Source organism: Bacillus sp. 22483 (genome assembly GCF_052044605.1).
In the GTDB taxonomy this organism is placed as follows: Bacteria; Bacillota; Bacilli; order Bacillales; family Bacillaceae; genus Bacillus; species Bacillus altitudinis.
The window spans coordinates 116,708-132,327 of record NZ_JBQENU010000009.1; the positions used below are offsets into that span (position 1 = coordinate 116,708).

The 15,620-nt window shown below is 40.4% G+C and carries 14 protein-coding genes; 3 read left to right on the forward strand and 11 right to left on the reverse strand.

Annotation, left to right across the window (positions count from 1 at the left end):
• Positions 1–128: 128 nt before the first annotated feature.
• From ACTJJQ_RS14350 to ACTJJQ_RS14395, 10 genes are all read right to left on the reverse strand, one after another.
• On the reverse strand, positions 129–1,517 hold the full coding sequence (locus ACTJJQ_RS14350) for an FtsK/SpoIIIE domain-containing protein (RefSeq protein WP_234891361.1): 1,389 nt from the start codon (positions 1,515–1,517) through the stop codon (positions 129–131).
• Between the two features lie 17 nt (positions 1,518–1,534).
• Positions 1,535–1,897 carry a hypothetical protein gene (locus tag ACTJJQ_RS14355; RefSeq protein ID WP_181891400.1) on the reverse strand — a complete coding sequence of 121 codons (363 nt, stop codon included), beginning with the start codon at positions 1,895–1,897 and terminating at the stop codon, positions 1,535–1,537.
• A 154-nt stretch (positions 1,898–2,051) separates the two neighbouring features.
• Entirely contained in the window at positions 2,052–2,270 is a 219-nt protein-coding gene (locus ACTJJQ_RS14360; protein WP_181891399.1) for a hypothetical protein, read from the reverse strand.
• A gap of 25 nt (positions 2,271–2,295) precedes the next feature.
• Positions 2,296–2,436: a hypothetical protein gene (locus ACTJJQ_RS14365; protein ID WP_180960763.1), complete on the reverse strand. Its 141-nt coding sequence runs from the start codon at positions 2,434–2,436 to the stop codon at positions 2,296–2,298.
• A gap of 212 nt (positions 2,437–2,648) precedes the next feature.
• A complete protein-coding gene (locus tag ACTJJQ_RS14370; protein WP_180960764.1) occupies positions 2,649–2,819 on the reverse strand; it encodes a hypothetical protein in 171 nt (56 codons plus the stop codon).
• Positions 2,820–3,050: 231 nt separating this feature from the next.
• A complete protein-coding gene (gene guaA, locus ACTJJQ_RS14375) occupies positions 3,051–4,592 on the reverse strand; it encodes a glutamine-hydrolyzing GMP synthase (RefSeq protein ID WP_079919680.1) in 1,542 nt (513 codons plus the stop codon).
• A 184-nt stretch (positions 4,593–4,776) separates the two neighbouring features.
• Positions 4,777–6,984 (reverse strand): transglutaminase TgpA family protein, encoded by a 2,208-nt coding sequence (locus ACTJJQ_RS14380; protein WP_440600315.1) that lies wholly within the window; start codon positions 6,982–6,984, stop codon positions 4,777–4,779.
• A 9-nt stretch (positions 6,985–6,993) separates the two neighbouring features.
• The gene (locus ACTJJQ_RS14385) at positions 6,994–8,184 is read right to left on the reverse strand and encodes a DUF58 domain-containing protein (protein WP_017359843.1); all 1,191 of its coding nucleotides are present in this window, start codon (positions 8,182–8,184) and stop codon (positions 6,994–6,996) included.
• Positions 8,181–9,143: an AAA family ATPase gene (locus tag ACTJJQ_RS14390; RefSeq protein WP_017359844.1), complete on the reverse strand. Its 963-nt coding sequence runs from the start codon at positions 9,141–9,143 to the stop codon at positions 8,181–8,183. The genes ACTJJQ_RS14385 and ACTJJQ_RS14390 overlap by 4 nt, the downstream gene beginning before the upstream one ends.
• A 102-nt stretch (positions 9,144–9,245) precedes the next feature.
• On the reverse strand, positions 9,246–10,145 hold the full coding sequence (locus ACTJJQ_RS14395) for a cation diffusion facilitator family transporter (RefSeq protein ID WP_025206838.1): 900 nt from the start codon (positions 10,143–10,145) through the stop codon (positions 9,246–9,248).
• Positions 10,146–10,627: 482 nt separating this feature from the next.
• On the opposite strand from ACTJJQ_RS14395, the gene gabP reads away from it, so the two are divergent.
• The 3 genes from gabP (at position 10,628) to ACTJJQ_RS14410 (ending at position 14,285) form a co-directional block, all read left to right on the forward strand.
• Complete coding sequence (gene gabP / locus ACTJJQ_RS14400) at positions 10,628–12,016, forward strand: GABA permease (RefSeq protein ID WP_024719380.1); 1,389 nt, start codon at positions 10,628–10,630, stop codon at positions 12,014–12,016.
• Positions 12,017–12,113: 97 nt separating this feature from the next.
• Entirely contained in the window at positions 12,114–13,643 is a 1,530-nt protein-coding gene (locus tag ACTJJQ_RS14405) for a multicopper oxidase family protein (protein WP_242731657.1), read from the forward strand.
• Between the two features lie 267 nt (positions 13,644–13,910).
• Complete coding sequence (locus tag ACTJJQ_RS14410; RefSeq protein ID WP_007496965.1) at positions 13,911–14,285, forward strand: carboxymuconolactone decarboxylase family protein; 375 nt, start codon at positions 13,911–13,913, stop codon at positions 14,283–14,285.
• Positions 14,286–14,503: 218 nt separating this feature from the next.
• On the opposite strand, the gene ACTJJQ_RS14415 is transcribed toward ACTJJQ_RS14410, so the two are convergent.
• On the reverse strand, positions 14,504–15,553 hold the full coding sequence (locus ACTJJQ_RS14415; RefSeq protein WP_081114875.1) for a hypothetical protein: 1,050 nt from the start codon (positions 15,551–15,553) through the stop codon (positions 14,504–14,506).
• Positions 15,554–15,620 lie beyond the last annotated feature (67 nt).

Consider the following 15,620-nt stretch of genomic DNA (forward strand, 5'->3'; position numbering starts at 1 on the left):
ACTGGCCATCACTTTTTCTGAACGTTTTCGACCACTCCGTTCGGATGGCTCTGCCACCGCCTCAAACCTTCACAAAAATTGACGGTCAATGTTGGCTGTAACTGTTTGACAAGAATAGCGTTAAACACTTAATTTGCTCTCTGAATCATTAGTTTTTCTATTTCTGCTATAAAATCAAAATCTTTGTCTATATATGGCGTTTCGAAATAAACTGGAGAAGTGTGTTTACCATCTAGTTGTATGTAACCTCCACCTTTTTCTGTGACAGTCTTATATTCAACGTTTTTCGTATCAAATATCATATTATAGCCAATGGAATCCATAGCACCTAACCCAGCTTTAAACCCCATTTGTGCCCTTATATTTGTAGGTAGATCATCTGCCGATGGACGTTGCATAAGGATCTCGATCATTACTCCTGCTTGTCTACCTTTCATTACTAGAGTAAATACATAATCTAATGCTTCTTTAGCAATTTTCTTATCCACTGAATGCATAAAAGCTGAAAATTCATCAAATATCACAATAACAACAGGCAAATTGAAGTCTCGATACGTTTTTCCGAAAGCTGATATATCATTAAAATACTCCGTATATCTTCGTTCCATCAACTCGACAGTTTCCCTAAGAATTCGACATATTTGGTTAGCATCTGTTGCAACTTTATTTTCAAATCCAGTAACAAATCTAAACAGACTCAAATCGGCTTTTTTAGGATCTATAATTCGCAAATCAGCTTGCGGAGTTAACTTCAGATAATTAACAATTTTACCTAATATAAAGAAAGACTTGCCCGATCCAGTGCCTCCTACAATGAGAGAATGGGGAACCTTATGAAGCTCATAAGATATGTTGCCAGTTATTTTGATTTCATCTGAATCATTTACGTTAGTTACAGTAGAATTTAAATCTATACGTTCATCTTTGTGCTTTAAAAATACATATTCAGCATAATCCACTGTCTTATTGGTAGAGTCTAGCTCCAAGCCTAAAGCAGCTTCTAAATTCTCTCCAAGTTTAGTGGCTTCTTTGGTAAACCTATCACCGTCACGTAAAATCCTTACGACTACATGCTTACTTGTTTCCCTATATTGAATGCGAATTACTCTGACAATACGCTTTTCCCTAACAACTTTATCGTTTTTAATAGATTCAAAGTGATCTTCGTCATATAATTTCAAAGTATCAATCATATAAGCTAAATTGTTCGCAATCCATGATTTAGGATTCTTAACAATGTTAAAGTAGAGCCTTATACTTTTATAAATGGATATCGCCCAAAAAATGATGATGATTAGATTAACGAAACCATTAAAACTGATTGAGCGATACACCACAGGAATATTAATTATTAGTGGAGGAATAGCATTAGACACCATTCCACAGAAAGCTGTCAGCACAAATATGAATACTCCAAGGAGATATTTTAATAAATTCATTTTCCTGCGCGGAAAAACAACATGATGCCATTCACTCTGCCTTCTACTAAGGATATTCTTTAGTGCCTCTAGCTTCACGGATTACTAACGCCCTTTCAAATTCTATTTTTAATATTTACTCGATTCATTAATAATTTAACAAGGCCCACATGAATTAGCTTGCCAACTAAAACTAGAAGAATTGCAGATATTAATCCGCCCCAAAATACATGGGAAACATCAAAACTGTAATTTTTAAAACCTTGTCCAAAGGTATCAAACTCTATCCAGCCATACTTTACTCCTGTCCCATAAACCTCACGAAGATTAGTTACATCAGATGAAAATACATATGTTCTACCAAAATCCGTAATACCTGACAGCCAATTCCCCAATACCAAATAAACAATCGCAAAAGGTAGAAGAATTATAGCTACTTCAAAGATGAATTTGTTTATCACTTTAATTTTATTTTTCATTGTATTCTCTTCCTTTTTACATTGATATCCCGTTAAAAATAATTATCCAAAAATGTTATTCAATATAATGGATTCATTTATTTCGGTATACTACTTTTTTGGCGGGAAATGAATACCCGCCAATTAATCTCTTTTTCAAACGAATATTGCTTCTTCACTTATTAATCTTTTTAGAATTTAGAAGAATACGTTTATCAAACAGTTCTTCTATATGAATAATTTTACTTTTTAGAGAAACGAGTAAATTCTTTACATCATCTTCATTACATTCATAACGATTTGTTGAAAGGTTTGCTACTAAATCTAATTTGATTAATGCAGTGTCTAATCTTTTATTTAATAATCTTTGAAATTTATCTTTTTTTGATGACATGTAATTCTCCTTCTTTCCAATTGAATTAATCAATAATGATTTCTCCATTTGGACCAATATGGTAATCGCCGTTCCCAATTGCTACAGATTCCATATAATCCTCTAAATACTCAATGACTTCGAGTTGTTCCTCATCTGATAATTTTTCAAACTCTTCTTCAAACATATCGATTAATGCCTCCTCAATTGAATTTTCTCACGCAATAAAGCACCAAATTGCGTTAAAACAACATTAACACCATAAAAACACCATGTCAACACCAAAAAGACATACAATTGCGTGATTTAAGTTAGATTTTTATTAGAAATTATATTCACCATCAAAAAAGACAAAATAAAAAGGCTAATCTAAAATGATTAACCTTTGTTTTTATGTGTTTATATTTCTTCTTTTTTCTTCTTTTCCATTTGTTCAACTTGATTTTTTAGTGCGTATCCAATAGCAAAACCTTGAGTTACTTTTCCTCCTCCAGATTCTTCACTAATTAACTTTTGCAACTTTGTTAAATTCTCTTTCGCTTCAATGGATAGTGTAATAGTCATTCTCATAAAATTTCCTCCTATGCATAAACATCCGATTAGGTGTCATTTTACCATCAATATGGTGATTTCACAATTTAGTTGAATAATCATGAATCAACATTATTAATTAACCCCCCAAGAAATATTTCTTGGGGGGTTTTTTGGTGGTGAATACTTTTATAGATCAAGCATTTAAAACATTTAACATGCTGAAAAACGCTTTAAGATAGGCTTTGCAAATATTATTAAGTTAATACCTTATTCCCACTCAATCGTAGCAGGCGGCTTACTCGTAATATCATACACCACGCGGTTCACATGCTTCACTTCATTCACGATACGAGTCGAGATCTTTTCAAGTACATCCCAAGGGATTCTTGCCCAGTCACTCGTCATACCGTCAATAGATGTAACAGCACGGATACCGATTGTGTAATCGTATGTTCTTGCGTCACCCATGACACCTACGCTGCGGATGTCCGGGAGGACTGTGAAGTATTGCCAGATGTCGCGCTCAAGGCCGAAGTTAGCAATTTCTTCTCGTAGAATCGCATCCGATTCACGGACGATTTCTAGTTTTTCTTCAGAAATTTCACCTAGTACACGGATTCCTAGTCCTGGACCTGGGAATGGCTGTCTCCAGACGATGTCGTCTGGAATACCTAGCTCTGACCCTAGAGCACGAACTTCATCCTTGAATAGTGTATTGAGTGGCTCAATCAATTCAAACTGCATGTCTTCTGGAAGACCGCCTACGTTGTGGTGAGATTTGATTGTTTGTGCCGTTGCTGTTCCACTCTCAATGATGTCTGTGTAAAGTGTTCCTTGTGCTAAGTAGTCGATTCCTTTAAGCTTGTCCGATTCGTCATCGAATACATAAATGAATTCGTTACCGATGATTTTACGTTTTTGCTCAGGATCAGACACACCTTTTAGCTTGTTTAAGAAGCGATCTTTCGCATCTACTTTAATCACGTTCATGTTGAAACCTTCGCTAAATGTTTTCATAACCCCTTCTGCTTCGCCTTTGCGAAGAAGACCGTGGTCAACGAAAATACATGTCAGCTGATCGCCGATGGCTTTGTGGATCAATACCGCCACAACAGATGAATCTACACCGCCGCTTAGTGCGCACAATACTTGTTTGTCGCCTACTGTTTCACGGATTTTCTGCATTTCGATTTCAATGAAGTTCTCCATTGACCATTTGCCATCGCAGTCACATACGCCGAAGACAAAGTTCTTCAATAGATCATTTCCGTACTCAGAGTGACGTACCTCTGGGTGGAACTGAACGCCATAGAAATTCTTCTCAGCTAAGCTCATCGCTGAGTTTGGACAATGTGCACTTGTTGCATCAACTGTAAAGCCTTCTGGTACTTCAACGACAAGGTCACCATGGCTCATCCAAACGACTTGATCCGTTGGAAGGTCTTTGAATAGAGCAGGTGTTCCGTTAATATGAATGTCTGCTTTTCCATATTCACGCTGGCTTGCCGCTTCTACTTTCCCACCTAAATAGTGAGTCATCAGCTGCATGCCGTAGCAAATGCCTAGAACCGGAATGCCTAGATCAAAAATCTTTTCGTCACAGCGGAAAGATCCTTCATCATATACACTGTTTGGTCCACCAGAAAGGATGATTCCTTTCGGCGCCATTTCTTTAATTTCTTCAGCAGTTAAAGTGTGCGGATGAAGCTCACTGTACACACCAAATTCACGAATACGGCGAGTGATCAGCTGATTGTACTGACTACCGAAATCGAGAACCAAAATCATTTCATTTACTAAATTTGTCATGGTGTCACCTCTATGTCCAATATAGTTTTTATAAACGCACAGAAAAAATGAGAGGAGAAAACCTCTCTCAGTGTAAATCACGCTTTTGAAGCGCCCAGACTCACATCCGAACGCTTCAATTTCATGTATTTTAGAAGGTTTTAATATTCACCTATTCTAACAACAGGAAGGTACGGGGTCAAGACTATCTCCTGTTTATTAAATTTTCCCATAACTTCGCCGACTGCTGCCAAAGCGCCGACGCATCTTCTCGCCTGTAGAGCGCCCGCTCATAGAACTGCGTTAGTTCAGACATGTGATGATTCCCTTCCTTGTCATCGATCAAAGAAGCAAATTCTCTTAGCGTCATGCCTGGCTTTTTCTCGATCCCTCTGCGCCTTAGCTGTTTTAATAGAGCAGCATACGCGTAGAAAAAAGCTTCCTCATCTGGCAGACGTTTTACCTTTCTCACAATAAAGATTGGCAGCCACCTTGCTCTGAACCGGTAAAGCATCCAGCCTATGAAACCAAGAAAGACAATCACACCTGCTGCGTAGCCCAAGATTGAACCAACATGAACCATACTTGGCTTTGCTTTAGCTGCTTGTTCCTCTTGTTTTGCCGCCTGTTCTGGTTCTTGTTGCTGCGGCTGCTGTGTCTGCTCGTTTTCTTGTTGATCAGATGCGGGCTGATCTTTTTCATCCTCTTGATCATCTGCTTGGTCGTTGTTAGCCGTGGTTTCATTCGTAAATGTCTCTGGGTTCGTGAACCCTTTTGTCGGTTCAAAAGTCACCCAACCACGGTTTGGAAAATACACCTCTACCCATGAATGGGCATTGTTATTGGTCACTTCATACACATTGTTTCCATCCATCTGTGTTTCATATAACTGACCAGACGTATATCCTTTCACCCATCTCGCCGGAATTCCAATCGAGCGAAGCATGACAATCATCGAGGTTGAAAAGTTATCACAATAGCCAATCATCGTATCAAATAAGAACTGATCCACATAGTCTTCGTCACGCCCAGGCACAGAGACATTTTGGGTTTCATATGAAAACTTCGCAGATCCTAAATAATCCTCAATCGCTTTTGCTTTATCATACATATTATCCTTCGTTTCCGTTAAGCTGTTCGCCAATGTTTTCACACGCTCTGGCAGCGAGGATGGGAGCTGCAAGTATTCACGTCCGACCTGCTGATTCACTTGCTGCTTGGTCGGTACTTTGATCCGCTGTAAGTCCTCTAGGATAAATGTAGGTGATAAGAAGCTGACTCGATAGTTCCCTAAATTTTTGGGCGGGTTTTGAGTGGACGGGACAATTTTCTCCGTTTTGCCCATCATTTGCAGTGGAATGTTTTCCATCGGCGTCATCATAACCGTACCAATCGGATAAACAGCATGATTAAATCGATAATTTGATTCCATATCGACTCTCGTTTCATGCTCCTCTGTTTTCACGCGATTGGTAAACCACCGGTTCGGCACCTCATTCCCTTTTAACCGAGTAGGTTTCGTATCATTTGAAGCATCCTCCCAGCCTTTCCCCGTGTAAATACTTTTTGTTTCTACACGAAAATAAGACGGCTCTTTTCCGCTCCATTTAAATACCGGTGTAAGGTCCTCACTAAATGGTCCCCCAAGCGACGAATCATCCGCACTATATCCCACCTTATTCTGTCCGGTGGAACCATCTTGATTCGTGACCGCTTTAAAAAACGGGACAGGGTCAGGCCATTTCGGATCAGATTTTGGCAAAGAAGCACCGAGTGATGCTGATACAAGAACAAGCGCCAGCATGGGTAAGAACCAATTGAGACGCGCTTTCTGTGACACCCGCACACCTTCAGCCGAACGAAGCCGGTCGAAATAGAGCAGGCCAAGCAAACAAAAGCCAAATACCATAATTCGAACGATCGCAAAAGTCGCATCATAAGGTGTAAACGTATCAAGAATCGTGACATATACAATCGTCATTAGTAAAAAGAAAAAGATACGCTGCTGATACACAACCCAATAATGAAGCAAATAAACAAGTAGCCAAAGCAAAATATAAAACAACAATGTGCGGAAAGACGGATACATGTCACTCCACATGCCCATGCTCATCAAAGAAATATTATCTTTGATATCAGCAAAAAGCGCAGGCAGATAACTTGGCTCTGATTGATAAAAAATCAAATATAATGCGAGCAAGATCAATCCAGCACAAATAGGAAACGTCACATACCACTTCAATCGAAAGAACGTAAACAAACACGTAAGCCCTATAAAAATGATGAAATAAGACGTATGACTCGTCTCTGTAAAATCTTGAAGCGGACGAAGCCACTCCCAAAGTAGCAGAAATGCGACAGCATAATAGATGAACAACTCAAAACGGCTTTGCCGCTGATGCATATGCAGCATAAATGTTTGTCACCTCACAGTTCTTTCGTGCAGCCGGTCCTCAAATAAAAGGGTCGTGTGTATCCCAGAAGCTTTAAGCCGGTCCACAAGCTGTTTTTCTTTTGCCGTCAATCGATCAACGGCTCTCTTCACTAAAAGAACAGTGATGTTCTTTCTGTTTCGATTCCCAAGTAAAATGGCAGCAAGCTCTTCTTGCAGATGACCTGTCACCACATACTTTCCTGTCTGCTGGTGCTCACTCGATGTTAATGATTGATAATCAGGTGCACGAGAAGGCTGATACTGCACCTTTGTTAAATAGTAGAGCATGTCCTGTAAATGCCACTCTCCTTGATCCACTCGAAATATGTGCTGATCCCCAAGCGGGACAAGGCCTACCGGCACCCCTTTTTTCACAGCCGTTTGCAGAACCGATGCGGCCATAGATACAATCGTTTCAAAAGCGGCTTCATCTGTAAAATCAGCAAACACCACCAGATCCTTTGTCTGATTCTGTTCAAACTCCTTCGTCATAAGCTGACCTCTTCTAGCTGTTGTCTTCCAGTCCACCCAAGCGAAACGGTCTCCTTGCTGGTATTCACGCACACCTGTCGTCACATTTGTCGGTTCATTTAACCAAGAGTGCAATGCTTTGCCTCCATTTTCATTCACCGATGCAGCAGATTCAACCGGAATATCCAATATTTTCGGATACACAAGCAATGTTTTCTCTAGTGGAAGAATCACTTCTTTTTCAACAAACCCAAACATATCACCCGTTTTAATTCTAACCGCCGTCAATTGATGCTCTCCCCGCACGATGTCATTGAATTGATATGAAAATCGCCACGTTTTCCGAAACCAAGGAAAGATCATTCGCTTCATTTCAATCTGTTCCTGTAAATGGAAGGTATCCGGCGGGTCATCCTCAAGTATGACGTACACGTACGGAAATAAATTCGTCCGCTTGATTTCAAGGTCAACAGACAGCACATCCCCTGCCTTTAACCGGGTATGCTGTAATGTCCTTTTGGCTGTTGCACGAAGTGGAACAAGGGCAAACAACAAAGCATACAAAGCATATGGTGAAAATGCATAAAAAAGGAACCAGCTCACAAAGCCGCCCTGAAACATGGCATAGCAAAAGGCTGCTGCTGTAAGGAGAAGGAGCATAAACACCCGTAACCATAGTGAAAAAGCGAAACGGTCACGTGACTTCATTGAGTCATCGACTTTTGAACTGGTACGCCAATATGCTCAATCATCTGTCGCAACAGTGTCTCCGCCTTCTTCCCTTCATATGTTGCTTCTGATGTCAAAATCATGCGATGCGGCAATGTGTAAGGCGCCAAATACTGTACATCATCAGGAATCACATAATCCCGCCTGTTCAACAGCGCATACGCCTGAGCCGCTTTCATCAATGCAATTGAACCCCTTGGGCTCACGCCTAAATAGACAGACGGATGATTTCGCGTCGCTTGGACGATTTCGACAATATATTCTTTAATCGATGCATCCACATGTACGGTCTGAACCGCTTGCTGCAAAGCATGGATATGATCTTTTGTCATGACTGCCTGAAGCGTGTCAATTGGCGATTGTTTCTCCTGCAAATTCAGCACCTCAAGCTCCTCCAACATGGTTGGATACCCCATCTGCAGCTTAAATAAGAAGCGGTCCATTTGCGCTTCTGGAAGTGGATATGTTCCCTCATACTCCACTGGATTTTGCGTTGCCATCACAAAGAAAGGATCTGCCAGCGGCATCGTTTCTCCGTCCACTGTCACACTGCCTTCTTCCATCGCTTCAAGAAGGGCTGATTGTGTTTTAGGAGAGGTTCGGTTGATTTCATCAGCCAAAATAATCTGCCCCATAATCGGTCCTTGTCTAAATTCAAACTCGTTTGTCTTTTTATTATAAATCGACACACCTGTTACATCTGAAGGCAAAAGATCAGGCGTAAATTGGATTCGCTTAAACTCACACCCAATGGATTTTGCCAGAGCACGAACCATCATGGTCTTCCCAACGCCAGGCACATCCTCTAATAGCACATGCCCCTTCGCCAAAATCGCAACAAGGCTTAATATCGCAATATCTTTTTTCCCCACCATCACTTTATTGATGTTATCTACGATTTTTTGTAAATCTGAATGCATCGGTTCATCAAATGCCATCCTGATCCTCCTATCACGTTTCCGTCAATTTTCATATAGTCTAACTTTACCATACAACACGCATTTGCATGAAACATCAACACGTAGAAAAAAGAAGCCTTCTCACGATGGAAAAGACTTCTGCTCCTCTTTAGGTTCACTTGCTGGTTCCATATGAACATGAGAGTGTAGAATATCATGTTCCTGCTTCATTCTGCGTTCAATTTCATCTGCAATATCATGGCTTTCTGCGATGTTTAAATGCGGTTCTACTTCAACGACCACATCCACATGGACGGTGCTTCCAAGATAACGAGCTTTAATGTCTTTCAAATCGCCCACTCCTGGTGTCGCTTCAATCGTCTCTTTATATTTAGACATATCTTTTATATGAAAACCGTCCGTTAACGAATGAGACGCATCTCTGAAAATCTCCCACGCCGTTTTACAGATAATTAAGCCAATCACAAACGCAGCAAGCGTATCAACCCACGCCAGCTGAAATTGAGAGGCGATAATTCCGACAAACGTCCCGATACTCACATAAGCATCTGATTTATTATCAGCCGCTGCCGCATATAGCGCCTGGCTATTAATTCGTTTAGACAGTTTACGGTTATACATATACACGCCATACATCACAACAGCACTTCCTGCTGCCGTCCAAGCTGCAATCATATCAGGCGTTTGATGCTCTGATGAGAAAAGCGACTGGCTTGCACTCAGCAAAACCTGAAGCCCGACAAGCATCATAATAAAGGAAGCCACAAGTGACGCAATATTTTCAGCTCTAAAATGACCGTATGGATGATCCTCATCAGGTGGCTTCTGAGAAATACGCAACCCAATTAATACGGCAAGCGAAGCAATGATATCTGTCGTATTATTCAAGCCATCTGCGGAAAGGGCTTCTGAATGAAACACATACCCAATGATCAGTTTGACAGCAGATAAGATCACATAGGCTATAATGCTGACCCAAGCACCTGTTTCACCTTGTCTTAATTCGTTGTAGCGCTCCATACCGAACAGCGCCTCCTCACACATTACTTTTCTATATTTATCTTACAAAGCCAAGCCCGTGTGGGTCTACAGCAACATGATTCGCTTGAATCAGCAAAATAGGAGACATAGAAATGTGTTGACCTAAGCAAACTTATTTTTATAAGGTCAATTGACCTCAAGACCTACTCCCATCAACGTTTTTCAAAACCACCCCGAAAAATGAAAAAGAACAAAATCACTCTACTATCTAATTGTCAGAATAGTTTTATTTCAAAACACAACTTTTCTTTCTTCCTTCTTATGCTATTTTTAAGAATGGGCAGAGGAAAATGAGGGAACATAATCTCTCAAATCCTTTATACTTTTTAACATCATGTTAAGAGGTTTGAAATGTCAGTTTGATAACCTGTCCAATGCTGAATGACAATTCAGTATGATAAAATTTAAAATATTCTAAAAACAAACTCTCGAATAAAAGAGAAATGTTTGGAGGTAAAGAAATGTCCAACATGACAAACGGTCTTCAAAAAAACCTTAAGACAAGACATATTTCAATGATCTCCATTGCCGGGGTCATTGGGGCAGGGCTATTTGTTGGTAGTGGTGCTGTCATTCATTCTGCAGGGCCTGGATCGATTCTTTCCTATTCATTTGCCGGACTTCTGGTCATCTTTATTATGAGAATGCTTGGAGAAATGGCATGTGCCTATCCGACAAGCGGCTCTTTCTCACAATATGCGAGCGACGCCATCGGCCCGTGGGCCGGGTTTACAATCGGCTGGCTTTACTGGTTTTTCTGGGTCATCGTCATCGCCATCGAAGCCATTGCTGGTGCTGCCATTATTCAATATTGGTATGGAGATGCACCTGTTTGGCTCACAAGTCTTATCCTCACAATCCTCTTAACTTTGACAAATATCTTTTCTGTTAAATCTTTTGGCGAATTTGAATATTGGTTTTCATTGATTAAAGTCGTCAGCATTATTCTATTCCTACTCATTGGTTTTGCATTTATCTTTGGTTTTGGCGGTCATCATACTGCAGGTCTTGCTAATTTAACGGGAAATGGCGGTTTCCTTCCAAACGGGTTCGGCTCTGTGCTCCTCGGGATTGTCGTTGTCATTTTTTCCTTCATGGGAACCGAGATTGTGGCAATTGCCGCAGGTGAATCAGCAGACCCTGTCAAATCTGTGACAACAGCTACCCGTTCAGTTGTATGGCGTATTATTGTGTTCTACGTCGGGTCGATCGCCGTCGTTGTCACTTTACTCCCATGGAATTCAGCGAATATTTTAACAAGCCCGTTCGTTGCAGTATTAGAATACATCGGTGTCCCATCAGCCGCTCAAGTCATGAACGTCATTGTTTTAACAGCCGTTCTTTCTTGTTTAAACTCCGGCCTATACACAACGTCCAGAATGCTTTATTCATTAGCTGAAAGAGGCGAAGCACCAAAACGTTTTATGAAAATCAGCAAACGCGGTGTCCCTGTAGCAGCGACAGTCGCAGGTACCTTCTTTTCCTATATTGCCGTCATGATGAACTACTTTTACCCTGAAACCATCTTTCTATTTCTAGTCAATGCCTCTGGTGCCATTGCACTTCTTGTCTACTTGGTCATTGCCGTTTCACAATTAAGAATGCGTCGTAAAATTGAAAAAGAAAATCCAGAGCAACTCAAAATCAAAATGTGGCTGTTCCCATACCTTACGTACTTTACCATTTTGGTCATCTGCGCCATCTTGGCCTCTATGCTGTTTATCGAATCGATGAGACCTCAGCTCATACTGACAAGCATCATTACCATCGGTGTACTAGCCGCCTACTTCATCTTTAAACCGAATAAAAAAGTGCCTGCAAGTGCAGCGCTTGAAAATAAACACCCTTAATTCTCCCGCTGAAAAGCGGGTTTTTTTATTTTATTCACCTATTTGGATGTCCGCACTTATAATGTATCAAATTGATTTTAAGTGAGGATTAGTCAACATGAACCTAGAAAAGTTTGTTGACGAGCTGCCAATTCCAGAAGTCGCAGAGCCCGTCAAAAAAAACCCAAGACAAACGTATTATGAAATCGCTATGGAGGAGGTGTTCCTAAAAGTTCATAGAGATCTGCCCCCAACCAAGCTATGGACCTATAATGGCAGTTTGCCTGGTCCAACCATTAAAGCGAATCGAAATGAAAAGGTCAAAGTGAAATGGATGAACAAATTGCCGCTGAAACACTTCCTGCCTGTCGATCATACCATTCACGCTGGACATCATGATGAACCCGAAGTCAAAACAGTCGTTCACCTGCATGGGGGCGTGACACCTGCAAGCAGTGACGGTTATCCGGAGGCTTGGTTTTCGCGAGACTTTGAAGCGACCGGCCCCTTCTTTGAACGAGAGGTTTACGAATACCCTAATCACCAGCAAGCATGCACATTGTGGTATCACGATCATGCCATGGCATTGACACGATTAAATGTATACGCCGGATTGGCTGGCTTTTATTTGATCTCAGATGCGTTTGAAAAATCACTCGAATTACCGAAAGATGAATATGATATCCCTTTAATGATCATGGACCGGACATTCCAGGAGGATGGCGCACTGTTTTACCCAAATAGACCAAATAACACACCAGAAGATAGTGACCTTCCAGATCCCTCCATCGTGCCATTTTTTTGCGGGGAAACGATTTTAGTCAATGGAAAAGTATGGCCGTATTTAGAAGTAGAGCCTCGAAAATATCGTTTTCGTATCTTAAACGCGTCCAATACAAGAACTTACGAGCTTCATCTAGATAACGACGCCACAATCTTACAAATTGGATCTGATGGCGGCTTTTTGCCAAGACCTGTTCATCACCAATCTTTTAGCATTGCACCTGCTGAACGTTTTGATGTCATCATCGACTTCTCAGCTTACGAAAACAAAACGATTATTTTAAAAAATACGGCAGGCTGCGGTCAGGATGTCAATCCAGAAACAGATGCGAACATTATGCAATTTAAAGTCACTCGTCCGCTCAAAGGAAGAGCAGCTAAAACATTACGTCCGATCTTCAAACCACTGCCACCGCTCCGGCCGAGCCGAGCTGATAACGAGCGGACGCTAACGCTTACTGGCACACAAGATAAATATGGGCGCCCGATTTTATTACTAGATAACCGGTTTTGGAATGATCCTGTCACGGAAAATCCTCGACTTGGTAGTGTAGAGGTATGGAACATTGTCAACCCAACAAGGGGTACACACCCTATTCATTTACATCTTGTTCAATTTCGGGTGATTGATAGAAGACCATTCGATACAGACATCTATCAATCAACAGGTGAAATCGTGTACACGGGACCAAATGAAGCGCCTCCTTTGCATGAACAAGGATACAAGGATACAATTCAGGCGCATGCCGGTGAAGTCATTCGCATCATCGCTCGGTTTGTCCCATATAGCGGACGATATGTGTGGCATTGTCACATTTTAGAACATGAGGATTATGACATGATGCGGCCGATGGATATCATTTAGTAAATATGAAACCTCCTCTCTCTTAATTGCGTAATATGAAAAGGGCTAACAGCTTCTATATATTAGCCCTCTATTTTCTTTTCAATCTCCATGAGAAAAAACGAACAATGTATCGCATGAATGGCATTTTTTTGAACATTCCACACTTAAAAAGTTGACGAAGTAAACCGATAATACTACTATATACCCATTACCTCTATCAAAAGGCACTTAAGAAACCATGCACGAACAAATAGAAAATCGTCATAAAAAACGGAGGAGTTCAATTTGAATGAAGAAAAAGAGACTTGCCAGGTCAAGCAAGAAACAGTGGCAGGTAACAGGGAGAAGCTTTCAATTCATGAAAATGAGAGCATTCGATCAAACATTGAACAACTAACAATTGAACTCGGTGAACAAAAAGAATTCAATCACTTCATATTAGATGAAAAACAGAAGGCCATCAGCACATTATCGGCTCTCATTGCAAAAGGTGATTGTGATGAAGAGTTAAAAGCTCATTTTGTACAAGCATTACATATCGGGCTCTCTGTTATAGAGATTATGGAGATCATTAAGCACTGTACAAAGGTTGCAGGATTCCCTCATTCCATTAATGCCTTGTTTATTTTTCAAAACTTACTAGATGAAAACAATAAATAAATAAGAGAAAACGAGAAGTCTTCTGTCCTCTCGTTTTTTTATTTCCACTTACTTTACTCTCTTACGCTGATTCTGTCACAGTAGCAAAATATCAAAATACCACTCATTTCCTTGCTTAAAAAGTGATGTTCATTTCACAAATCCGCATTTTTCACCGACACATCCCATGACAAAATAAAAAAACGTCCAGTTATATAAAATAACTGAACGCGCACCTTTTACCGATTGACAGTGAAATTGTTAACAATCCCGCCTTCTTTCTCCCAAGCGGTTTCTACTGTTTTCTTCTTAATATCATATTCAAAAATGGTTCTGACCTTCGCCTTTCGTCCTGTGTCATCCTTTAATTCCTTTGCGTTCTTTGCAACACCTAAGAAATAAACAGATGTACCATCCGCAGAAAATTGCGGCTGGGCAGCACTTAAAATACGCACATCTTGGCTGTTTTTAACGAGTGTCTTTGTTTTTCCTGTATCTACATCCATCACCTTAATAGATGATACTTCTTTTTCATTTCGAACCTTCACTTCTGTATAAATGAGTTTTTTATGATCTGGTGAAAAAGAAATATCATTGATGGTTTGAGAAATACGTGCAATTCGCTTTCCCTTCTCACCTGTTTGAAGGGTAATATTCATGGTCGTTGGTTCAGGATCCATTCCTTTTTCATTTGCCTCATCCGTCTTTTTATAATCCTCTTTTAACGAATAATGCTGAATGGCCAACAGATTTGATGCTGGATCATAAGCAAAAGAACTCACCGTATCATCATCACTTTTTTCTGGATATAACACTTTCACTTTCTGTGTTTTCAAATCAAAAGACGCTACATAAAATTGCTCACCTGAATCCTTGTTATACCTTAGATATAACTGTTTTCCGTCACCAGAAAGTCTCATACTGTCGATTGAATCGTCACTCGTAAAGAGCGTTTTTTCTTTATCCGTTTTCACATTCAATTCCCGTATACTTACTTTTTGTGTGTCTTCATCTGTATACGTGTAATATAAAAGCTGCTTCGCCTGATCATAAGCAATTGAAGGATATGCTGTCAGTTTCTCTGTATGAAGCGCCTTGTCATGCAAGTAATAAGTATTGTTTAACTTTTGATCCGTAAATGAAACAAGCAATTCGTCTTTTGCATCTTGATTTGTTTTCACTTTTCCTGCATGTTTTGCCTCTTGCCCCGGCTTCATCATGAAGAAGATGACGGCCGCAATCACTACGACTCCAATTACTGTGATGATCCACCATGTTGATTTTTTCATTGACTTTCAGACCCTCTCCACAAGAAAAGAAGCCAGAAAATGAACTTTTCCCGCTTCTTTGCATGCC